The organism is Pseudomonas sp. 10-1B (assembly GCF_000935045.1).
In the GTDB taxonomy this organism is placed as follows: domain Bacteria; phylum Pseudomonadota; class Gammaproteobacteria; order Pseudomonadales; family Pseudomonadaceae; genus Aquipseudomonas.
Genome location: NZ_JYKS01000013.1, coordinates 43158 through 64788 on the forward strand (window position 1 = coordinate 43158; position 21631 = coordinate 64788).

Below are 21631 nucleotides of genomic sequence, written 5' to 3' on the forward strand. Positions count from 1 at the left end.
GACCGGGCAATAGGTCTGCCGAGTATGACGCAGAATGTGGGGCTGAGACAGATATGGCATAAGCAGATGGGGCATGCGCCTGTGGGAGCGGGCGTGCCCGCGAACATCGGCGAAGCCGGTGCCATCCACCGAGTCGCCTGCTTCGCGGGCATGCCCGCTCCCACAGGATTTGTGCTGCCCTGGGGGCTTGTGCAGTACCTGTGGGAGTTGGCTTGCCGGCGATGCGCCGCGCGGGCGGCGCTCGATCTCACAGGCGCTGCAAAAGCCAAGGCATGCACTTCTATGCCTCAACGCCACCCCAAGTCATGCACCTCATCCTTTCAGTGCCCCCGCAGAAACTCCACCATCCTCCGATTCACCTCTTCAGCCGCCTCCATCTGCACCATATGCCCAGCTTCCGCCAGCACCAGCACCTCAGCCTCCAAACCTTCGGCATGGCTGGCCGGGATGATCGCGTCCTTGCCGCCCCACATCACCAGCACCGGGTGCTGCCCCAGTACCTCGCGCAGGTCGTGGCGCTGCTGGTCGCCGTCGGCGAGCGCCGATGCCAGCTGTTGCAGGGCCTGGTCCACACCTTCCAGGCGCTTGAACTTGAGCATGTCCTCCAGCATCTGCCGGGTGACCAGCGCCGGGTCGGCGAACAGCTGTACCATCTGCGGCTTGAGCGCATTGCGGTTGGCGGCGGCGACGAAACCTTGCAGGTACTGCCCGTTGATCGCCTCGCCCAGGCCGGCACTAGCCACCAAGCTCAGGCTGGCCACCCGTTGCGGCGCCAGGCGCGCCACGTTCAGGCTCACCGCGCCGCCCATGGAATGGCCCGCCAGGTGCGCCTTGGCGATGCCCAGGTGGTCGAGCAGGGCCAGTACGGCTTCGCTCAACTCATCCAGGTCACCGCGCTGCAGGACCTTGGCCGACTCGCCGTGCCCCGGCAGGTCGAGGGCGATCACGCGGCGCTCGGCCGCCAGCGCCGGGTGATTGAACAGCCAGTTGTTCAGGTCGCCGCCAAAGCCGTGCACCAGCACTAGCGGGGTGTCGCCTTCGCCCAGTTCGAACCAGCGCAGCAGGCGGCCGTCTACTTCAGCCTTCTGCGGGGCTGGCCCCTGGGCCTGGTCGGCGCCACCTTCGGCAATGAATTCGGCCTGGAAGCGCTGCACCACGGCATCGATTTCAGCATCTGTGGCTTCGCCTTCCACCACCACCGCCAGCAGTGCGCCGACCGGCAGGGTTTCATCCGGCTTGGCTACCTGGCGGCGCAGCACCCCGCTGAACGGCGCTTCGACGCTGCTGCTGATCTTGTCGGTCTCGACGTCCAGCACCTCGTCGCCCTTGTCGATTTCGTCACCTTCCTGCTTCAGCCAGGTGTCCACCCGGCCCTCGGTCATCGACAGGCCCCATTTGGGCATGGTCAGGGTATGGATCTGGCTCATGCGGCACTCCTTGCGGCGTTGATCACCTTGCGCACGGCGGCCTCGATCTTCGCCGCATCAGGGATGTACAGGTCTTCCAGGGCATCGGAGAACGGCACCGGGGTGTGCGGTGCGGTGACCATTTCGATAGGGCCCTTGAGCGCGCCGAAAGCCTTCTGCGCCACCAGCGCACTGATGTCGGTGGCGATGGAGCAGCGCGGGTTGGCTTCGTCGATCACCACCAGGCGGCCGGTCTTTTCCACACTTTCCAGAATGCTGTCCTCATCCAGCGGGCTGGTGGTGCGCAGGTCCAGCACTTCGCAGTCGATGCCTTGGCGGGCCAGGTTGTTGGCGGCCTCCAGCGCCACATGCACCATGCGCCCGTAGGTGACCAGGGTCACGTCGTCGCCATCGCGCAGGAAGTTGGCTTCGCCGAACGGTACGCTGTACACCTCTTCCGGCACCTCGCCCTGCATGCTGTACAGCAACTTGTGCTCGCAGAAGATCACCGGGTCGTTGTCGCGGATAGCCTGGATCAGCAGGCCCTTGGCATCGTAAGGGGAGGACGGGCAGACCACCTTCAGGCCGGGGATGTGCGTCCACAACGAGGTGAGCATCTGCGAGTGCTGGGCCGCTGCGCGCAGGCCGGCGCCGTACATGGTGCGCATCACCAGCGGGGTGACCGCCTTGCCGCCGAACATGTAGCGGAACTTGGCCGCCTGGTTGAGGATCTGGTCCAGGCAGCAGCCGGCGAAGTCGACGAACATCAGTTCGCACACCGGGCGCAGGCCCTGGGTGGCGGCACCAACGGCAGCGCCCACGTAACCGATTTCCGACAGCGGCGCGTCGAGCACGCGGCCCGGGAACTGGTGATACAGGCCTTTGGTCACGCCCAGCACGCCACCCCAGGCGTCATCCTCGCCGGGTGCGCCGGCACCGCCGGCCACGTCCTCACCAATGATGAACACCGTGCTGTCGCGGCGCATTTCCTGGGCCAGGGCTTCGTTGATGGCCTGCTGGTAGCTGATCTTTCTTGCCATGGTGGTTCTCCTGTTGTTCTTGTAATCCGCGGCTCAGGGGTAGGTGACGTAGACGTCGGTGAGCAGGTCGGCGGGCTGTGGCTTGGGATCGGACTTGGCGCGGCGCACGGCGTCTTCGATCAGGTCCTCGACGCGGGCGTCGATGGCATCCAGTTGCTCGGCGCTGAGCAGGCCGGCACGGGTGGTCTTGTTGCGGAACTGCAGCAGGCAGTCGCGGGACTCGCGCAGGTTCTTCACTTCATCGGGCGCGCGGTAGGTTTGCGCATCGCCTTCGAAGTGGCCGTAGTAGCGGCTGAGCTTGACCTCGATCAGCGACGGCCCTTGCCCGGCGCGGGCGCGTTCGATGGCGGCGCCGGCGGCCTCATGCACGGCAAAGAAGTCGAAGCCGTCGATGGTCACCCCCGGCATGCCAAAGCCAGCGGCGCGGTCGGCGATATGGTCGCAAGCCACCGACCAGGTCGAGGCGGTGGCCTCGGCATAGCCGTTGTTCTCGGCGACGAAGATGCACGGCAGGTTCATGATCGACGCCAGGTTCATGGCCTCGAACACCGCGCCTTCGTTGGAGGCGCCATCGCCAAAGAAGGCCACCGACACGTCGTCGCGGCCCTTGATCTTGGCCGCCAGAGCGGCCCCGGCCACCAGCGGTGCGCCGGCACCGACGATGCCGTTGGCGCCGAGCATGCCTTTTTCCAGGTCAGCAATGTGCATCGAGCCGCCTTTGCCGCCGCACACGCCAGTCTTCTTGCCGTAGATCTCGGCCATCATGCCGTACACGTCTACACCCTTGGCGATGCAGTGGCCGTGGCCGCGGTGGGTCGAGGCGATGCAGTCGCTGTCGCGCAAGTGGGCCATGACCCCGGCGGCGGAGGCTTCTTCGCCGGCATACAGGTGGACGAAGCCAGGGATCTCGCCGGTGGCGAACTCCACGTGCAGGCGTTCTTCGAAGGCGCGGATGGTGCGCATCACTTCATAGGCATGCAGCAGTTGTTCGGTACTGAGTTGATTGGACATCTTGTTGTTCTCCAGGGTTGTCTCAACACGGGTTTGCAGGGTGCAGTCGGTGGCCACGCGGGACGGCCAGCAGGTGATGGCGGGCGGCATGCGCCAGCACGGCCTCGACGTCCACGCTCAAGGGGCCTTGGTGGTCGAGGGTGACGGTGGGTGTGTCGTGCTCGGCAAATTCGATTTCGCGTTCACCGTCCAGGGCCAGGGTGCCGCTGGCCAGGCTCAGGCGATGGGCGACGCCGGGCGTCAGTGGGCCGCTGGCCGTGATGCCGCAGCCTTGCAGCAGGCCGGGCGCCAATGGCGCGAGCAGCGCCTGTTCGGCACCGGGGTTCAGGCGTACCCAGGCGCCGTGCGGGTCCTGGCGCGAAACCGGGCACCACAGGCCGCACAGGGCCGACAGGCCGATGGCATGCGGCTCGGCAAAACAGGCGAAGACTTCGCTGAGGTCCTCGCTGCGGCTGAGCGCCCGGGCGCCGATGAAGCGCTGGGGCGACACTGCCACCTCCACCAAGGCCCACTCGGCAAGCTGTTGCTCGGGCACCTTCACCAACAGGCGCTTGTTGCGGCGCAGGCCGATACTGGCCGGCACCTGGCCGCTGGCGAGCAAGCCACCCGCCAGGCCGGCGCTGGTGGCTTCGCGCAGTTCGGGGAAGGCATTGTTGGTGCCGGTGGACAGGGTCAGCAGCGGCACGTCCCCGGCTTCGGCGGCGACTGCCTTGTGCGTGCCGTCGCCGCCGAGCACGGCGATCATCGCCACGCCGCGTTCGACCATGCGCCGGGTGGCCAGGCGGGTATCGGCAACGGTCTGAGTCAGTGGCAGGTCGAGTATCTCGATGGCCGGCCAGTGCTGGTCACGGGCAACCGGGCCCTGGCTGCCCTTGAGCACGGCGGCGGCGATGCCGGTCATGTCGCTGGGCAGCAGCACCTGGCCGATGCCGGTGGCACCGAAGGCGGCGAGCAGGCGCTGGATCGCCGAGGCCTTGTCGGTGCTCGAATAGAGCCCGGCATTGGCGGTCAGGCGGCGCAGGTCGCGGCCAGAGGCAGGGTTGGCGATGATGCCGACGGTCGGCGCGGGTAGCGGCATGGCGCACCTCGTATTTTTGTTTGCCAAGGCAGGAGCAAGCGCGGTGCCAGCTTTCTTCTTGCTGGCTGAAGTGCGCGCGCCAGAGCGGTTTGCTTGCGCTCAGGCAAGCAAACCTGGCAGCGCTGGCGAGACGCTGGGTGCCAGCGCGGAGCCGACGTTGTCGAGACATTGAGACGCTGCGTCTCAAGCCAGCCGGTAATCACACAGTGCTTGTCGGGGCATGCGCGGAAGCGCTTAATGGCCGGACAACGATAAAAACAGCAACGAGAACCGGAGGGCCTGAATGCTTGCCGCGAACTCCCGAGCCCATGTCGACTGCGTCAGCAGGGTGTTGAAAAATGCCGACCGCCTGCCGCAGGCGCCGGTGCCACCGCTGATCCTCGATTCATGGCGCCGTTCCATGGAGCTGTACCGTCTCGACCCCGGGTCCCAGCAGGGGCCACGCATCCTGTCGCAAAGCCTGCTCAACGAATGCCGCGAACGCGCCGAGCTGTTCCTGCGCATCGCCAGCGATGCCGTGGCGCGCCTGCACGAGCGGGTGCGCGCTGCCGATTACTGCGTACTGCTCACCGATGCCCAGGGGCGCACCATCGACTACCGGGTCGAGTCGGCCATTCGCAACGACTGCCGCAAGGCCGGGCTGTACCTGGGTACTTGCTGGTCGGAAGGCGAGGAGGGTACTTGCGGCGTGGCAGCGGTGCTGACCAGCAAGGCGCCAGTCACGGTGCACAAGCGCGATCACTTTCGTGCTGCGTTCATCGGCTTGACCTGCACTGCCGCACCGGTGTTCGACCCGCTGGGTGAGCTATTGGGCGTGGTCGATGTGTCGGCCTTGCAGTCACCGGACGACCGCCGCAGCCAGCACCTGATCCGCCAGCTGGTCGAGCAGACTGCGCGCGAGATCGAAAACGCCTTTTTCATGCACAGCGCCCAGGGCCACTGGGTGATGCGTGCCCATGGCACGCCGGGCTATGTGGAAAGCCAGCCCGACTACCTGCTGGCCTGGGATGCCGATGGTCGCCTGCAGGCGATCAACAGCCTGGCGCGGCAGCGTCTGGTGGAGCGCCTGGGGCGTTTGCCCGAGCATATTGGCGAACTGCTCGACATCGACCAGCTGCGCCGGGTGAGCACGTCGTCGGCCCAGCGCCTGCCCGGTCTGGGCGGGCTGTATGGCCGGGTCAGCGCACCGCAGCAACGCCCGCACGCGCAGCCCTTGCGCCAGGCCCAGGATGCCCGTATCGAGCAACACCTGCGCTTGGCCACGCGGGTCAAGGACTGCAACCTGGCGGTGTTGGTGCAGGGCGAGACCGGCGCTGGCAAAGAGGTGTTCGCCCGCCAGTTGCACCAGCAGAGCCAGCGCCGCGACGGCCCGTTCGTAACCCTGAACTGTGCGGCCATCCCGGAAAGCCTGATCGAGAGCGAGCTGTTCGGCTATGTGGCCGGGGCGTTTACCGGGGCTTCCAGCAAAGGCATGCAGGGGCTGTTGCAGCAGGCTGATGGCGGCACGCTGTTCCTCGACGAGATCGGCGATATGCCGTTGAACCTGCAGACCCGCCTGTTGCGGGTGCTGGCCGAGGGCGAAGTGGCGCCACTGGGGGCGGCGCGGCGGGAGCGGGTGGATATCCAGGTGATCTGCGCCACTCACCGCGATCTGGCGGCGATGGTAGCGGATGGGCGTTTTCGTGAGGACTTGTACTTCCGCCTGGCCAATGCCCGCTTCGAGTTGCCGCCACTGCGCGAGCGCGAGGACCGGTTGGGGCTGATTCAGCAGTTGTTGGCTGAAGAGGCCGAGGCCTGCGGGGTAGAAGTGCTGTTGGCAGATGATGCGCTGCAGGCGCTGCTGGTTTATCGCTGGCCGGGCAATCTGCGCCAACTGCGGCAAGTATTGCGCTATGCCTGTGCGGTGAGTGAGGGTGAGCAGGTGCGGCTGCAGGACTTGCCGCAGGAGGTGCGGGGCGAGGTGGTTGCTGCGAGTGACAGCGGGGTGTCGTGCCCGGCCCGGCAGTTGTTGCTGGATGCGCTGATTCGCCATCGCTGGAAGCCGGCCGATGCGGCGCGGGCGCTGGGGATTTCGCGGGCCACCCTGTATCGGCGGGTGCATGAGCATCGCATCGAGATGCCGCGGATGAAGGGATAGGGCCTGGGGCTGCTTTGCAGCCCAATCGCCGGCAAGCCAGCTCCCACCCCGACCGCATCGACCTCAAGTCATGTGCAGTACCTGTGGGAGCTGGCTTGCCGGCGATGAGGCCCTGACAGGCAATAAAAAACCCCGGAACAAGTCCGGGGTTCTGCTACATCACACTACACGATCACTCCTGGTTGGCCAGTTTGTGCTCGAGGTAGTGAATGTTGACGCCGCCTTTGCAGAAACCGTCATCACGCACCAGGTCGCGGTGCAGCGGGATGTTGGTCTTGATGCCGTCGACGACGATCTCGTCCAGGGCATTGCGCATGCGCGCCATGGCTTCGTCGCGGTCCTTGCCGTAGGTGATCAGCTTGCCGATCAGCGAGTCGTAGTTCGGCGGAACCGAATAACCGCTGTACAGGTGCGAATCGACGCGCACGCCGTTGCCGCCTGGAGCGTGGAAGTGCTTCACCGTGCCTGGGCTCGGGATGAACTTCTTCGGGTCTTCGGCGTTGATCCGGCACTCCAGCGAGTGGCCGCGGATCACTACGTCTTCCTGGCGGAACGACAGCTTGTTGCCAGCGGCGATGCTCAGCATCTCCTTGACGATGTCGATGCCAGTGACCATCTCCGACACCGGGTGCTCAACCTGCACACGAGTGTTCATCTCGATGAAGTAGAAGCGGCCGTTTTCGTACAGGAACTCGAAAGTACCCGCACCACGGTAGCCGATCTCGATGCACGCATCGACGCAGCGCTTGAACACTTCCTGACGGGCGTTCTCGTCGATGCCCGGGGCTGGTGCTTCTTCCAGCACCTTCTGGTGACGGCGCTGCAGCGAGCAGTCACGGTCGCCCAGGTGGATGGCGTTGCCCTGGCCGTCGGACAGAACCTGCACTTCCACGTGGCGTGGGTTGGTCAGGAACTTCTCCAGGTAGACCATCGGGTTGCCGAAGGCAGCACCGGCCTCGGTACGGGTGAGCTTGGCCGAGGCGATCAGGTCCTCTTCCTTGTGCACCACGCGCATGCCGCGACCACCACCGCCACCGGCGGCCTTGATGATCACCGGGTAGCCGACGTCACGGGCAATCGCCAGGGCGACTTCTTCGTCTTCCGGCAGCGGGCCGTCGGAGCCCGGTACGGTCGGTACGCCCGACTTGATCATCGCGTCCTTGGCCGAAACCTTGTCGCCCATCAGGCGAATGGTGTCGGCTTTCGGGCCGATGAAGGCGAAACCGGATTTTTCCACCTGCTCGGCGAAATCGGCGTTTTCCGCCAGGAAGCCGTAACCCGGGTGGATCGCGGTGGCGCCGGTCACTTCGGCGGCAGCGATGATCGCCGGGATATGCAGGTAGGAATCCTTGGACGATGCAGGGCCGATGCAGACCGACTCGTCTGCCAGGCCCAGGTGCATCAGTTCACGGTCGGCAGTGGAGTGCACGGCGACGGTCTTGATACCCAGCTCTTTGCAGGCACGCAGGATCCGCAGGGCAATTTCCCCGCGGTTGGCGATCAGGACTTTTTCGAGCTTCCCAGACATCGTTGGCTCTCCGCGATTCAAACGATGGTGAACAGCGGCTGGTCGAACTCAACCGGCTGGCCGTCTTCTACCAGGATGGCGTCGATGACACCGCCAATATCGGCTTCGATGTGGTTCATCATCTTCATGGCTTCGACGATGCACAGGGTGTCGCCTTTCTTCACGGTCTGGCCCACTTCAGCGAAGTTCGGCGAGGTCGGCGAAGGCTTGCGGTAGAAGGTACCGACCATTGGCGAACGGACCACGGTGCCTTTCAGGGCCGGGGCGGCGGCAGCGGCTTCGGCAGCCGGGGCAGCAGCGGCAACCGGGGCGGCAACAGGAGCAGCAGCTACTGGAGCCGGTGCGAAGTACTGTTGGGCAGCTGGGGTTTTGCTGTGACGGCTGATACGGACCGACTCTTCGCCTTCCTTGATCTCCAGTTCGTCGATGCCAGACTCTTCCAGCAGCTCGATCAGTTTCTTGACTTTACGGATATCCATTAATCATCAACTCCCAAAGGTTCGGTCAGGGGGCGAAATACAAAAAAACGTAACTGAACGTTTCTCTCGAACCCTGGCCCACTGAGGCCAGGGTTTTCATCATTTGGGCTGTGCGTTGGCAGCCAGTTGTTCCAGCGCGGACTCCAGGGCCAGGCGATAACCGCTGGCGCCCAGGCCGCAGATCACCCCTACGGCGACATCGGAAAAGTAGGAGTGGTGACGGAACGGTTCGCGTTTGTGCACGTTGGACAGGTGCACTTCGATGAATGGGATGCTCACCGCAAGCAATGCGTCACGTAATGCGACGCTTGTATGGGTGAAAGCAGCCGGATTGATCAGGATGAAGTCCACACCCTCGTTGCGTGCGGCGTGAATGCGGTCGATCAGTTCGTATTCGGCGTTGCTCTGCAGGTACTGCAGATGGTGGCCTGCGGCGCGGGCACGTTGCTCCAGGTCCTGGTTGATCTGGGCCAGGGTCACGGCGCCGTAGTGGCCAGGCTCGCGGGTGCCGAGCAGGTTGAGGTTGGGGCCGTGGAGCACCAGTAGCGTTGCCATCTGCGGATTCCTTGGATTTGTAGGGCAATTCGACACAGCGCGGCGAGTGTGCCGTAAAGCGACGGCAAGTGTCCAGTTCCCGGCAATAGCCAGCACGATGTCCGAGGTTCGCGCGAAGTATGTGACCAAATAATTAAATCTGGTCACTCAGGCGAGGATTTTTCACGGTTAGCGGGAAGTTATAGACCGACTTTGCCGCGCACGCGCGTCAGAATGTGCGCAAATTCACCGGCGTTTATCTCGCCAATGACCCGATCAGCGGTTATTTCGCTGCCGTTCGCAGCAAAGAACAGCAGCGCGGGCGGACCGAACAGCTGGTAGCGGTCGAGCAGGCTGCGTTGCTCGGCATTGCTTTCGGTGATGTCGAAACGCAGCAGTTTGAAGCCTGCCAGCTGCGCTTGCACCTGCGGCGCGTTGAGCACTTCGCGCTCGATCACCTTGCAACTGATGCACCAGTCGGCGTACCAGTCCAGCAGCACCGGTTGGCTGGCCGCCTTGGCCTGGGCCAGGGCGGCGTCCAGCGCGGCAGGGGTGGTGATGGTCTGCCAGGTATCTGCCTGGGCCGCCGAGCTGTTGCCGGCGGCGGCAAGCGTTGCGGTCGGCAGCGGGCGCAGCGGATCGCCCTGGCCACTCAGGGCGCCGTACCAGCAGGCCAGGGCGTACACCAGCAAGGCCAGGCCGAGCAGTTGCGCCAGGCGCTGGCGCGCGGTCTTGACGACGAACTCCAGGGCGCCGAGGAACAGCGCTACACCCGCGGCGAGGAAACCGACCAGCAGCAGGGTCACCGGGCCTGGCAATACACGGCTGAGCAAGCCGATGGCCAGCCCCAGCAGCAGTACACCGATAGCGTTCTTTACCGTGTTCAGCCAAGGGCCGCTTTTCGGCAGCCAGGCGGCGCCGCCGGTGGCCACCAACAGCAGCGGTGCTCCCATGCCCAAGCCCAGGGCGAACAGCTTGAGCGCACCGCCCCAGGCATCGCCGCTGGCGCTGATATACAGCAGGGCACCGGCCAGCGGCGCCGACACACACGGCGAAACCAGCAGGCTGGAGAGCACGCCCAGCACCGCTGCGCCCAACAGCGAGCCGCCCCTGGTGTGGTTGGCGACGTTGTTCAGGCGGTTGCTCAAGGCCTGTGGCAGCTTGAGTTCGAACAGGCCGAACATGGCCAGGGCGAACACCACGAAGAACAGTGCGAAAGGCACCAACACCCAGGCCGACTGCAGGCGTGCCTGCAGGTTCAGGCCCGCGCCGAACAGGCCCATCAGGGCGCCGAGCACCGCGAAGCTGGCCGCCATCGGCAGCACGTAGGCCAGCGACAGCGCCAGCCCGCGCAGGCCGCCGACCTGGCCGCGCAGCACCACGCCAGACAGGATCGGCAGCATCGGCAGCACGCAGGGGGTGAAGGTCAGGCCGACCCCGGCGAGGAAGAACAGCAGCAGCGATTTCCAGTTCCAGCTGTGCTCGGCAGCAGCTGTCGTGCTTGCGCCGCCTTCGCCATCGATACTCAGGCGTGCGGTTTCCGGCGGGTAGCACAGGCCCTTGTCGGCGCAGCCCTGGTAGCCCACCAGCAGGGTGAAGGCACGTGGGTCGTTGCGTGGCAGTTCGATGTCGAGCACGCCGTGGTACACCTCGACATCGCCGAAGAACTCATCGTGCTTGGCTTCGCCCTTGGGGATGTTCGGCGTGCCGAGGGCGATGTCGGCCGGTTCCGTGCGCAACTGCAAGCGGTGGCGGTAGAGGTAGTAGCCATCGCTGGCGACGAAGCGCAGCTTGATGGTCTGGGCATCGGCCTGGACCAGGCTGAGCTTGAAGGCCTCGTGCACCGGCAGGAAGTCGGCGTTGTTGGCCAGCGAAGCGGCGCCGAGGGTGGCGCTGGGGCGGTTGTCGAGCAGGCCCGTGGCGAAGGCAGGGCTGGCCAGCAGCAGGAACAGCAGGAAAAACAGGCGGCGCATGGCGGACTCGCGAGGTGGAACGTGCGGGCATGATAGCGGAACTGTTGTGGATTGGCCTCCGTCATCATGAAGGCGTACACCTGCCTTGTGGGAGCGGCCTTGTGTCGCGAAAGGGGTGCAAAGCGCCCCCAGGATATGTGTAGCACCGCTGATATCGCCGGGGCCGCGTTGCGGCCCTTTCGCGACGCAAGGCCGCTCCCACAGGTGTTGTGCAGGCCCGATCAGACTCTGAACGCCCGCACCGCCCGGTTCAGCTCACCGCCCAGACTCAGCAACTGCTCACCTTGCTCGCGCCCCTCGCCAATGCGCTGCAAATTGTCTTCACCCAGTTCATGAATCCGCTCGCTATGGTCACGAATCTCACTCACCGCGCCACTCTGCTGCGCCGTGACATCGGCAATCCGCACGGCGGTATCGGAGATGGTCCGAATGGCACAGACAATCTCATCCAGCGCCCCATCCGCCGCCTGGGCCTGGTTGGCCGTGGCTTCGGCATGCTCGAGCTGCGCACGCATGCCGGCCACCGAGCTTCTGGCCGCCTGCTGCAAGCGGTCGATCAATGCCTGAATCTCACCGGTAGCCCCCGTGGTGCGTTGCGCCAGCGAACGCACCTCATCCGCCACCACGGCAAAGCCACGGCCCATTTCACCGGCACGGGCGGCTTCGATCGCGGCGTTCAGGGCCAGCAGGTTGGTCTGTTCGGCAATCGAGCGGATCACTGTCAGTACCCCGCCGATGGTCGCCGACTCTTCCGCCAGTTGTTCGATCATGAGGGCGTTGCCCTGCACTTCCTCGACCAGCTCGCGCAAGCCTGACAAGCTTTGGCCGATCACCGTCTGGCCTTGCTCCACCGCGCGCCCGGCATCGCGGCTGGCATCGGCGGCGGCACTGGCATCGCCGGCCACCTGCTGGATGGTCGCCTCCAGCTCGCCCAGGGCATCGCGGATCTGCCCGGTATCGCCGGCCTGGCGTTCGGCGCCGTGGTGCAGGGCGGCGCTCATGCCGGCCAGGGCGTGGCTGCTGCCGGCCACTTGCTCGGCGTTGTGGCGGATGGTGCCGACCAGCTCCACCAGGTACTGGCGCAGGCGGTTGAGCGATTCCTGGATGTCGTGCAGTTCGCGGTTGGTCTTGCCCAGGGCAATGGCCTGGGCGAAATCACCTTCGGCCCAGCGCGACAGCGCCGGAGCCAGGCCGGTCAGGGTGCGTGCCAGGCGGCGCTGCAAGGTGTCGATCAGCAGGGCGATGAGCAGGATCAGGCCGATCATCAGGCCCTGGATGATGCGCACCTCGGCGGCAATCTTCGCGTGCTGGCCACGTACCTCGGGTTCCAGCGCCGCGATGGCCTGCTGTACCGCCTCCAGGCGCTGGCCAGTGCTGGCAGCCAAGGCGGCGCGGCGCTCGATCTGTTCGCGGGTGCGTTGCAGCTCGGCCGGGTAGCGGCTGAGCAGGCTTTGCAGTTCACGCTTGAGGCCAACGGCAATGTCTTCCTGCTGGGCACTGGCCTGGGTTTCCAGGCCCATCATGGCGGCGAAGTCGTCGGCACCGGATTCGGCCGCGCGGGTCACGCCCAGCAACGGCAGGCCGTCGATGGCCTGGGCCTGGGCGCGGATCAGTTGCAGCTCGCGCTCCACTTCGTCGGCCAGCTCTGGCCGGCCACTGCTGACCAGCTTGTCCCGGGCTAGCGACAGGCGGCCCAGGTGCACGGTGGCATCGAGCAATGGCAGCAAGTAGCGGTGGGCGTCGGCGCTGTCACTGTCGCGGGCGTAGCCGGCCAGTTGCTCGAAGTTGGCCCCCAGTTCCCGCTCGGCCTGCAGCAGCAGGGCTTGTGGGTCGCCGGCCAGTTTGCCAGCGGCCAGCAGTTCGTTGGCGGTGAAGGCCTGCAGGCTGTCCAGGCTAGGGCGCAGCTTGCCGGCCAATTCGTCAGTCCACACGGACAAGGCGGCTTGCAACTGCTGGTTAGCCTCCATGGCTGCAGCATGGCGCAGGGCATCGCCGCTGCCCAGATAAGCCTGGATGTTGCGTGCTGCCTGGTTCTGGAACTGTTGGGACAGGCCCAGGTAGCGCTCCATCATCTGGTAGGGGCGCTCCAGGGCACGCTGCGACCACCACAAGGTGGCGCCCAGGGCGATGCAGACGGTCACTAGCAACAGGGTGTTGAAATTGGTCAGCCACTTCAGGCGCATAGCCGCGAACTTCCTGCGGGAGGGGAGTGGGGAGATAGGTGCCTGAAGTTATTGCGATTTTGTGACGAGGTGATGACGACAAGGGATGTGGCGCCAGAAAAAAGTGGCACAGTGCCTCTATTGGGTGGCCTGCACTGGCCTCTTCGCGGGCTTGCCCGCTCCCACAGGTTTACCTTCAGTCTCAGGAGTGTGGAATTCCTGTGGGAGCGGGCAAGCCCGCGAAGAGGCCAGTACAGGAATAAGAAGCTCAGGGCTCCACACGCACCACACAATTACGCCCCGCATGCTTGGCCCGGTACAGCGCTTCGTCCGCAGCACTGGCCATGGTCAGTGCATCCAGCCCCTCGTCCAGCTGCACCACCCCGGCACTGAAGGTGCACTGCAAATCCCGTGGCTGCGCCGGGTAGAGAATCTCGGCAAAGCGCCGGCGAATCTCGTCCAGTACCCTGTGTGCCGCATCCAGCGCGGTATTGGGCATGACGATGGCGAATTCCTCGCCGCCATAGCGGCCAATGAAATCGGTCTTGCGCAAGCGCTGCTTGAGGAACAGCGCCAGGCTCTTGATCACCCGGTCGCCCATGGGGTGGCCGTGGCGGTCGTTGATCTTCTTGAAGTGGTCGATGTCGAGCATGGCAAAGCTCAACGGCTGCTGTTCACGGCGGGCGCGGAAGCTGCAGTCTTCGAGCAGTTGCAGGATGTGGGTGTGGTTGTACAGGCCGGTCAGGCTGTCCCGCACCATGCGCGCCTTCAGATGCCGGGCGCGGGCGGCGCGGTTGCGCACGGTAGTGATCAGGTGGCGTGAGCGAAACGGCTTGGTCAAGAAATCATCACCACCTTCGCTCATGGCATCCAGCTGTTTGTCCAGGTCGTCCTCGGCAGACAGGTAGATGATCGGCACGCTCATATAACGGTCGCTGTGGCGGATCACCTTGGCCAGCTCTGGGCCGGTGCAGGCGGGCATGTACAGGTCGAGGATGATCAGGTCAGGCTGGAAGTCGGCCAGTTCGGCCATGGTGCGGATCGGGTCGGTGAGGCTGCGGGTGACCATGCCGGCGCTGGCCAGCACGCGCTCGGTGTGCAGGGCCTGGGTGCGCGAGTCGTCGATGATCAGCACGCGCAGCGGGTCGTGCTGGGCGGTATTGGTCAGCAGTTCGACCTTTTCCAGCAGGCTGGAAGCCTCCAAGCTGCCGGTGAGGAAGTCCTGGCCCCCGGCGCGCACGGCGGCCAGGCGGGTCGGGGTATCGGCTTCGTGATGGCTGAAGAACAGCAGCGGAATAGGTTGCGCCAAGCCCTGCTGCACCCGGGCGGCCAGCAGCAGGCCCTGGCCGGCACCGGTGAAATCGACATCCATGATGATGGCCGAGGGCGGGTATTCGCTGATCGAGGCGTAAAACGCCGCCGCACTGGGCAGCGCCTGCACCACCAGGCCAAAGAATTCCAGTTGCTGAGCCAGGCGCTGGGCACGCTCGTGGTCCTGCAGCAGGATGTACACCGGCTTGCGCACGGGTAGCAGTACCTGGTCAAGTGGGTCGTCCTTGCGCAGGCCGCTACGCGACAGATGCGGGTCGGGGCACTGCGGGCTTGGCTCGACTGCTTGGCTCATGTCCGGCTACTTATAGGTTGGGATATGCAGGGGCAATGATGGCTCTATGCTAGCAGTTCTTTTCCCATGCATAAGTGCGCTGTATCAACAATGCGTTCCGAACGAATATTCAGTTGCTGACTGCTTGGTCGCTTATGCGTAAGGCAGTGTCTGCTTTATAGTGCTGCCACACGGGCTTGCCGTGGCACCCTGGCGCAGGCCTGTGGTCCAAGCCCCTGAACCGTCGTGACTGATTAAGGACAAAGCCATGCTGGACTGGAAAAACCGCGAGGCCAAAGCCGAGCCTCGTGAGCGTGTCGACGGCCGCGCCGCCGCCGCCCGTAGCTACCTTGGCGGCCTCTGGAGCCGTGCCCTGGGGACCCTGATCGGGTTGTACCTGCTGGTGTGTATCGGCCTGGGCTGGTACTGGAGCCAGGAGCCGGACTTGTTCCCGGTGCAGCAGAACGCTCAGGCTGCCGCCGAGCGCACCGGCCAGCAGATGGTGGTGGGCTATACCACCATCGAAACCCTCAAGACCGTGGCCGACACCTTGCTGAACAAGCCAGGCGGCTACATTTCCAACGACCGCTTCCCGCCAGGGCTGTGGATGGACAACATGCCGAGCTGGGAATATGGCGTGCTGGTCCAGGTACGCGACCTGTCCCGCGCCCTGCGCAAGGACTTCGCCCGTTCGCAGTCGCAGTCCACCGAAGACGCCGACCTGGCCAAGGCCGAACCGCGCTTCAACTTCGACAACAAGAGCTGGATCCTGCCATCGAGCGAGTCGGAGTTCGAAGAGGGCATCAAGTCGTTGACCCGTTACCAGAGCCGTCTGACTGCTGGCGACAAGGGCGCGATCTTCTATACCCGTGCCGACAACCTGAACAACTGGCTGGGTGACGTGGCTACCCGCCTGGGTTCACTGTCGCAGCGCCTGTCGGCCAGCGTTGGCCGGGTCAAGCTCAATTCCACGCTGAAGACCGAGTCGGTGGTGGCTGGCGAGGCGCCGCAGGTGGACGAGGAACTGGTGGAAACCCCATGGCTGCAGATCGACAACGTGTTCTACGAAGCCCGTGGCCAGGCCTGGGCACTGTCGCACCTGCTGCGCGCCATCGAGGTGGACTTTGCCGACGTGCTGGCGAAGAAGAACGCCACGGTCAGCGTGCGCCAGATCATCCGTGAGCTGGAAGCCTCGCAAGAAGCGCTGTGGAGCCCGATGGTGCTCAACGGCAGTGGCTTTGGCATGTGGGCCAACCACTCGCTGGTCATGGCCAACTACATTTCCCGGGCCAACGCCGCGGTCATCGACCTGCGTCAGCTGCTGTCGCAGGGTTGATGATGGCCATCAGCCCGAACGAAGCCGCTCATCGAGCGGCTTCCGACCGCGAACTGGTCGCCTGGGTGGACGAAGCCGACCAGGTGCTGGGCGCGTTGCCCCGCGCCGAACTGCGCGAGCGTGGCCTGATCGGCCGTTGTACGTTCATTCTGCTGTTCAACAGCGCCGGTGAGTTGTGCGTGCACCGGCGTACCTTGAGCAAGGCGCTGTACCCGGGGTACTGGGATGTGGCAGCGGGTGGCATGGTCACGGCGGGCGAGGCGTATGCCGATTCGGCGGCGCGTGAGCTGGCCGAGGAACTGGGCATCGAGGGCGCCGCGCTGCGCTTTCATGAGCGGTTCTATTTTGACCAGCCGGACAACCGCTTGTGGTGTGCGGTGTATTCGGCGGTGTCGGATGCGCCGTTGCGCTTGCAGCCGGAAGAGGTGAGCGAGGCGCGGTTCATTGGGCTGGAGCAGGCTGAGCAGGAGAGCCTGAGCATGCCGTATTGTCCGGACTCGTTGGCGGCATTGCAGCGATATAGAGCTACTTTGTAGAAGCGGGCTTGCCCGCGAAATACTGGCCCAGACACCCGCGTCGCATGGCAAGGGCTGTGCCCTTGTTCGCGGGTAAACCCGCTCCTACACAACAGCCGGATTTATCGTTACACTGCGCGCCCTTTTCGGGCTGCCGCAATTCTTGCAGCAGTAGCGCCGCCCCTGCCAGAGTGGGGCTTCGCGGTCGGCCTCAACCCCTGGGCCCGACCAGTTTTTGTCCTCAGCACAGAGGAACAAAAGTGGCCAAGAAAGCTTCTTCCTTCGCCGCCCTTGGCGGTCTCGTTTACTCCACCGACGCCGGTCGGCACTGCCCCGACTGTGGCCAGCCGGTGGATGCCTGTACCTGCAAGCAAAATGTCATCCCCGAAGGCGACGGTATTGCCCGTGTGCGCCGCGAAAGCAAAGGCCGTGGCGGCAAGACCGTGACTACCGTTACCGGCGTGCCGCTGCCGCTCGAGCAGCTCAAGGAGCTGGCCTCTACCCTCAAGCGCCGCTGCGGTACCGGTGGCGCGCTGAAGGATGGGGTCATCGAGATCCAGGGCGACCATGTCGAGCTGCTGATCGGTGAGCTGAGCAAACAGGGTTTCAAGGCGAAAAAGTCCGGCGGTTGATACGCCCGCGCGCTTTTTTGCCCAGTGCTTTCTAAACTCGTTGCCGTGACCAGGGTCTACCCCTGGGCATGGACGAATCGTCATTTTTGGCTTTTACACTGCGCCCGCCTCCTTGCGGGGCAGTGTCTTCGACTTATCTATAGGGGACTTGAATGTCCGTACGACGCACACGCAAAGACGATGGTAGCCAATGGACCGTGGCCGACAGCCGCAGTGTTTATGGCATCCGCCATTGGGGCGCTGGTTATTTCGCCATCAATGAAGCCGGGCGCGTCGAAGTGCGCCCCAACGGCCCCGGCAGCGCGCCGATCGACCTGTTCGAGCAGGTCGACGAACTGCGCCAGAGCGGCCTTTCGCTGCCCTTGCTGGTGCGCTTCCCCGACATTCTGCAGGACCGCGTGCGCCAACTGACCGGCGCGTTCGACGCCAACATCGCGCGCCTGGAATACCAGAGCACGTACACCGCGCTGTACCCGATCAAGGTCAACCAGCAGGAAGCGGTGGTGGAAAACATCATCGCCACGCAAAACGTCTCCATCGGCCTGGAAGCCGGCTCCAAGCCCGAGCTGCTGGCGGTGCTGGCGCTGGCGCCGAAAGGTGGCACCATCGTCTGCAACGGTTACAAGGACCGTGAGTTCATCCGCCTGGCGCTGATGGGTCAGAAGCTTGGCCACAACGTGTTCATCGTCATCGAGAAAGAGTCGGAAGTGGCCCTGGTGATCGACGAGGCCGCCGAGCTCAAGGTCAAGCCGCAGGTTGGCCTGCGCGTGCGCCTGTCGTCGCTGGCTTCGAGCAAGTGGGCCGACACCGGCGGCGAGAAGTCCAAGTTCGGGTTGTCTGCTGCCCAGCTGATTTCGGTGGTGCAGCGCTTCCGCGATGCCGGCCTGGACCAGGGTATCCGCCTGCTGCACTTCCACATGGGGTCGCAGATCGCCAACCTGGCCGACTACCAGCACGGTTTCAAGGAAGCCATTCGTTATTACGGCGAACTGCGTGCACTGGGCCTGCCAGTCGACCACATCGACGTTGGCGGTGGCCTGGGCGTGGACTACGACGGTACCCACTCGCGCAATGCCAGTTCGATCAACTACGACATGGACGACTACGCCGGCGTGGTGGTGGGCATGCTCAAGGAGTTCTGCGACGCACAGGGCCTGCCGCACCCGCACATCTTCTCCGAGAGCGGCCGTTCGCTGACGGCGCACCACGCCATGCTGGTGATCCAGGTGACCGACGTCGAGAAGCACAACGACGACGTGCCGACCATCGAGAACAAGCAAGCTCTGCCCGAGACCGTGCAGTGGCTGGCCGACCTGCTCGGCCCGACCGATATCGAGATGGTGACCGAGACTTACTGGCGCGCCACCCACTACATGGGTGACGTGGCGGCGCAGTATGCCGATGGCAAGATCAGCCTGGCCGAGAAAGCCCTGGCCGAGCAGTGCTACTTCGCCGTGTGCCGCCGCCTGCACAACTCGCTGAAAGCCCGCCAGCGCTCGCACCGCCAGGTGCTGGACGAGCTGAACGACAAGCTGGCCGACAAGTACATCTGCAACTTCTCGGTGTTCCAGAGCCTGCCGGACACCTGGGCCATTGGCCAGGTACTGCCGATCATCCCGCTGCACCGCCTGGACGAAGAACCGATGCGTCGAGCGGTGCTGCAGGACCTGACCTGCGACTCCGACGGCAAGATCAACCAGTACGTCGACGAGCAGAGCATCGAGACCAGCATGCCGGTGCATGCGCTGAAGGAGGGCGAGGACTACCTGCTGGGCGTGTTCCTGGTCGGTGCCTATCAGGAAATCCTCGGTGACATGCACAACCTGTTCGGTGATACCGACTCGGTGAACATCTACCAGAACGCCGATGGCAGCGTATACCACGCCGGTATCGAGACCCACGACACCATCGAGGACATGCTGCGCTACGTGCACCTGTCGCCGGAGGAGTTGATGACTCATTACCGCGACAAGGTGGCCAGCGCCAAGATCACTGCGCGTGAGCGCACGCAGTACCTGGATGCCTTGCGCCTTGGGTTGACCCGGTCTTCGTACCTGTCGTCGTGATTGCCGGGGGCCGCTCCCGCTTTTTTGTGGGAGCGGCCTTGCGTCGCGATATGAGGGCGCAGCCCTCACCGACGTCACACCCGGTAAAAAACCTGTCCTCATCCGTCGGAACAGCGCCGCTACCTTTGAATGCAATGTTCAAAGGAGGATGACATGGAAAGTCCAGGTTCCCATCGTTTACGTAGCGGTCGAGTGTCCGAGCCAGGACGCCTCTACCTGCTCACCACCACCACCCGAAACCGAACGCCATTGTTCAAAGACTTTCGCTTTGCCAGAACCGTGATACAGCAATTGCGATTCTGTGAAGAGTGCAAGGTTTGTCGATCTTTGGCGTGGGTCTTGATGCCGGATCATCTTCATTGGCTTATCGAGCTTGGGCCGTCGAGCCTGGGCGAGCTGATGTGTGGATTCAAGTCCAGAAGCAGTTGTGCGTTGTACAAGGTGGGTGCTGAAAGGCGGCATATCTGGCAGACCAGCTTTCATGACCGGGCTTTGCGTCGTGAGGAGGATATGAAGGCGGTTGCCCGTTACATCATCGCCAACCCGATTAGGGCTGGCCTGGTACGACGGGCTGGCGCGTATCCACATTGGGATTGTGTTTGGCTGTGAGTCCGCAGGTGAGGGCTTCGCCCTCATTTCGCGACACAAGGCCGCTCCCACATTGATCGGCGTACACAGGACCTCGGGAAATATCCAATTTGATCGGCATTCACAGGGCCTTGTGGGAGCGGCCTTGCGTCGCGATGGGCCGCAAAGCGGCCCCAATCAGCCTACCCAGAGATTTTTCTGCTGCAACCGCCACCCCATCCACCCCAACGTCACCGCCCGCAGCCCCATGAACCCGAGAAAGGCCAACCACAATCCATGGTTGCCAAGCCCACTCATGAGCACGCCCAATGGCAGCGCAATCACCACCGAAACCAACATCGCATTACGCATTTCCCGTGCCCGCGTCGCACCAATGAACAACCCGTCCAGCAAGTAACTCCACACCGCAATCAACGGCAGCAAGGCCAGGTACGGCAAGTACGGATAAGCCGCTGCCCGCACACTCTCGATGTCGGTCTGCAAGTTGATGAACAGGTGTCCGCCCAGCAGGAACAACCCGGCAAATCCAAGGCTGGTGATCAACGACCAGCCACAGGCCACCACCAGCGAGCGGCGCAAGGTGTCGCGGTCACGGGCGCCGATGGCGTGGCCGCACAGGGCCTCTACCGCATGCGCCAGCCCGTCGAGGGCGTAGGCAGTCAGCAGCAGGCCGTTGAGCAACAGGGCGTTGGCCGCCACGGTGGCTTCGCCCAGGCGGGCGCCTTGGACGGCAATCAGCAGGAACACCAGTTGCAGCGCCAGGCTGCGCAGGAAAATATCGCGGTTCACCGCCAGCAGTGGCCGCCAGGCCTGCCAGCGCTTGAGCGCCACCCAGGCGATCTGCCCCGGGTAAGCGCGCAGGGCCGGGCGGGTCAGGGCCAGGCCGAGCAAGGCAGCGCTCCATTCGGCGATCACCGACGCTCGTGCCGAACCCAGCACGCCCCAGTTCAGACCCAGCACGAACCACAGGTTCAAGGCGATGTTCAGTAGGTTGGTGGTCAGCAGGATGGCCAGCGGTGCCCTGGCGTTTTGCGTGCCGAGGAACCAGCCGACCAGTGCATAGCTGGCCAGTGCCGCAGGCAGGCCGAGCAGGCGGGTATGGAAGAAGTCTTCGGTGGATTGCTGCAGGGCCGCGCTCGGTTGCATCGCGTGCAGCGCCAATTGGCTGAAGGGCAGGGCCAGCAGGCCGATCAGCAGGGCGAAGCCGACCGCCAGCAGCAACCCTTGCACCAGCACCTGGCGCAACGCCGCGCCGTCGCCACGGCCGGCGGCCTGGGCGGCGAAGCCGGTGGAGCCCATGCGCAGGAAACCCATCAGGCCGACCATGAAGGTGAAAAGCGTAGCGCCCACGGCCACGGCGCCGAGTTGGTGGGCATGGGGGAGGTGGCCGATGACGGTGCTGTCAACCAGGGCTACCAGGGGGACGGAGATGTTGGACAGGATCATCGGCGCCGCCAGGGCCCAGACCTTGTGGTGGGTGGGGCGGTGGCGCCAGTCGGTGGTCAGTGAGGTCATCGGGTGTCCTGGAGAATCTGGGGCTGCT

The 21631-nt window shown here is 64.4% G+C and carries 16 protein-coding genes and 1 pseudogene; 6 read left to right on the forward strand and 11 right to left on the reverse strand.

The window, feature by feature from the left end:
* Positions 1-320: 320 nt before the first annotated feature.
* From TZ03_RS09550 to TZ03_RS09565, 4 genes are read right to left on the reverse strand one after another with little or no spacing between them, the layout of a single operon-like run.
* Complete coding sequence (locus TZ03_RS09550) at positions 321-1427, reverse strand: acetoin dehydrogenase dihydrolipoyllysine-residue acetyltransferase subunit (RefSeq protein WP_051097292.1); 1107 nt, start codon at positions 1425-1427, stop codon at positions 321-323.
* Positions 1424-2446, reverse strand: a complete 1023-nt coding sequence (locus tag TZ03_RS09555; RefSeq protein ID WP_051097294.1) for an alpha-ketoacid dehydrogenase subunit beta — start codon at positions 2444-2446, stop codon at positions 1424-1426. Before TZ03_RS09555 ends, TZ03_RS09550 begins: the two co-directional genes overlap by 4 nt.
* Before the next feature lie 33 nt (positions 2447-2479).
* Entirely contained in the window at positions 2480-3457 is a 978-nt protein-coding gene (locus TZ03_RS09560; RefSeq protein WP_051097374.1) for a thiamine pyrophosphate-dependent dehydrogenase E1 component subunit alpha, read from the reverse strand.
* A gap of 22 nt (positions 3458-3479) precedes the next feature.
* Entirely contained in the window at positions 3480-4535 is a 1056-nt protein-coding gene (locus TZ03_RS09565; RefSeq protein ID WP_051097297.1) for an ATP-NAD kinase family protein, read from the reverse strand.
* Positions 4536-4818: 283 nt separating this feature from the next.
* Between TZ03_RS09565 and TZ03_RS09570 the strand changes: the two genes are divergently transcribed.
* Positions 4819-6672: a sigma-54-dependent Fis family transcriptional regulator gene (locus TZ03_RS09570; protein WP_051097299.1), complete on the forward strand. Its 1854-nt coding sequence runs from the start codon at positions 4819-4821 to the stop codon at positions 6670-6672.
* A 172-nt stretch (positions 6673-6844) separates the two neighbouring features.
* On the opposite strand, the gene accC is transcribed toward TZ03_RS09570, so the two are convergent.
* From accC to TZ03_RS09600, 6 genes and pseudogenes are all read right to left on the reverse strand, one after another.
* Entirely contained in the window at positions 6845-8200 is a 1356-nt protein-coding gene (accC, locus tag TZ03_RS09575) for an acetyl-CoA carboxylase biotin carboxylase subunit (protein ID WP_051097301.1), read from the reverse strand.
* 17 nt (positions 8201-8217) lie between these two features.
* The gene (gene accB, locus TZ03_RS09580; protein WP_051097303.1) at positions 8218-8679 is read right to left on the reverse strand and encodes an acetyl-CoA carboxylase biotin carboxyl carrier protein; all 462 of its coding nucleotides are present in this window, start codon (positions 8677-8679) and stop codon (positions 8218-8220) included.
* A 99-nt stretch (positions 8680-8778) separates the two neighbouring features.
* Positions 8779-9234, reverse strand: a complete 456-nt coding sequence (gene aroQ / locus TZ03_RS09585) for a type II 3-dehydroquinate dehydratase (protein WP_003255330.1) — start codon at positions 9232-9234, stop codon at positions 8779-8781.
* Positions 9235-9413: 179 nt separating this feature from the next.
* A complete protein-coding gene (locus TZ03_RS09590) occupies positions 9414-11186 on the reverse strand; it encodes a protein-disulfide reductase DsbD (protein WP_051097305.1) in 1773 nt (590 codons plus the stop codon).
* Between the two features lie 221 nt (positions 11187-11407).
* A pseudogene (locus TZ03_RS31925) lies at positions 11408-11923 on the reverse strand (methyl-accepting chemotaxis protein); the annotation flags it as partial.
* Between the two features lie 1693 nt (positions 11924-13616).
* Positions 13617-14972, reverse strand: coding sequence for a diguanylate cyclase (locus tag TZ03_RS09600; protein ID WP_051097309.1), 1356 nt, complete (start codon positions 14970-14972; stop codon positions 13617-13619).
* Positions 14973-15219: 247 nt separating this feature from the next.
* Between TZ03_RS09600 and TZ03_RS09605 the strand changes: the two genes are divergently transcribed.
* The 5 genes from TZ03_RS09605 (at position 15220) to TZ03_RS28600 (ending at position 20109) form a co-directional block, all read left to right on the forward strand.
* On the forward strand, positions 15220-16287 hold the full coding sequence (locus tag TZ03_RS09605; RefSeq protein WP_051097311.1) for a DUF2333 family protein: 1068 nt from the start codon (positions 15220-15222) through the stop codon (positions 16285-16287).
* A gap of 2 nt (positions 16288-16289) precedes the next feature.
* Positions 16290-16823, forward strand: coding sequence for an NUDIX hydrolase (locus TZ03_RS09610; protein ID WP_051097313.1), 534 nt, complete (start codon positions 16290-16292; stop codon positions 16821-16823).
* 239 nt (positions 16824-17062) lie between these two features.
* Complete coding sequence (locus tag TZ03_RS09615; protein WP_051097315.1) at positions 17063-17434, forward strand: translation initiation factor Sui1; 372 nt, start codon at positions 17063-17065, stop codon at positions 17432-17434.
* A 152-nt stretch (positions 17435-17586) separates the two neighbouring features.
* Positions 17587-19500 carry an arginine decarboxylase gene (speA, locus tag TZ03_RS09620; RefSeq protein WP_051097317.1) on the forward strand — a complete coding sequence of 638 codons (1914 nt, stop codon included), beginning with the start codon at positions 17587-17589 and terminating at the stop codon, positions 19498-19500.
* 153 nt (positions 19501-19653) lie between these two features.
* The gene (locus TZ03_RS28600; protein WP_082056592.1) at positions 19654-20109 is read left to right on the forward strand and encodes an REP-associated tyrosine transposase; all 456 of its coding nucleotides are present in this window, start codon (positions 19654-19656) and stop codon (positions 20107-20109) included.
* 156 nt (positions 20110-20265) lie between these two features.
* On the opposite strand, the gene TZ03_RS09625 is transcribed toward TZ03_RS28600, so the two are convergent.
* Entirely contained in the window at positions 20266-21603 is a 1338-nt protein-coding gene (locus tag TZ03_RS09625) for an MATE family efflux transporter (protein ID WP_051097320.1), read from the reverse strand.
* Positions 21604-21631: the final 28 nt, after the last annotated feature.

Coding starts and splice junctions, on each gene's coding strand:
- TZ03_RS09550 (WP_051097292.1), bottom strand. CDS start 1,427: ATGAGCCAGATCCATACCCTGACCATGCCCAAATGGGGCCTGTCGATG.
- TZ03_RS09555 (WP_051097294.1), bottom strand. CDS start 2,446: ATGGCAAGAAAGATCAGCTACCAGCAGGCCATCAACGAAGCCCTGGCC.
- TZ03_RS09560 (WP_051097374.1), bottom strand. CDS start 3,457: ATGTCCAATCAACTCAGTACCGAACAACTGCTGCATGCCTATGAAGTG.
- TZ03_RS09565 (WP_051097297.1), bottom strand. CDS start 4,535: ATGCCGCTACCCGCGCCGACCGTCGGCATCATCGCCAACCCTGCCTCT.
- TZ03_RS09570 (WP_051097299.1), top strand. CDS start 4,819: ATGCTTGCCGCGAACTCCCGAGCCCATGTCGACTGCGTCAGCAGGGTG.
- accC (WP_051097301.1), bottom strand. CDS start 8,200: ATGTCTGGGAAGCTCGAAAAAGTCCTGATCGCCAACCGCGGGGAAATT.
- accB (WP_051097303.1), bottom strand. CDS start 8,679: ATGGATATCCGTAAAGTCAAGAAACTGATCGAGCTGCTGGAAGAGTCT.
- aroQ (WP_003255330.1), bottom strand. CDS start 9,234: ATGGCAACGCTACTGGTGCTCCACGGCCCCAACCTCAACCTGCTCGGC.
- TZ03_RS09590 (WP_051097305.1), bottom strand. CDS start 11,186: ATGCGCCGCCTGTTTTTCCTGCTGTTCCTGCTGCTGGCCAGCCCTGCC.
- TZ03_RS09600 (WP_051097309.1), bottom strand. CDS start 14,972: ATGAGCCAAGCAGTCGAGCCAAGCCCGCAGTGCCCCGACCCGCATCTG.
- TZ03_RS09605 (WP_051097311.1), top strand. CDS start 15,220: ATGCTGGACTGGAAAAACCGCGAGGCCAAAGCCGAGCCTCGTGAGCGT.
- TZ03_RS09610 (WP_051097313.1), top strand. CDS start 16,290: ATGGCCATCAGCCCGAACGAAGCCGCTCATCGAGCGGCTTCCGACCGC.
- speA (WP_051097317.1), top strand. CDS start 17,587: ATGTCCGTACGACGCACACGCAAAGACGATGGTAGCCAATGGACCGTG.
- TZ03_RS28600 (WP_082056592.1), top strand. CDS start 19,654: ATGGAAAGTCCAGGTTCCCATCGTTTACGTAGCGGTCGAGTGTCCGAG.
- TZ03_RS09625 (WP_051097320.1), bottom strand. CDS start 21,603: ATGACCTCACTGACCACCGACTGGCGCCACCGCCCCACCCACCACAAG.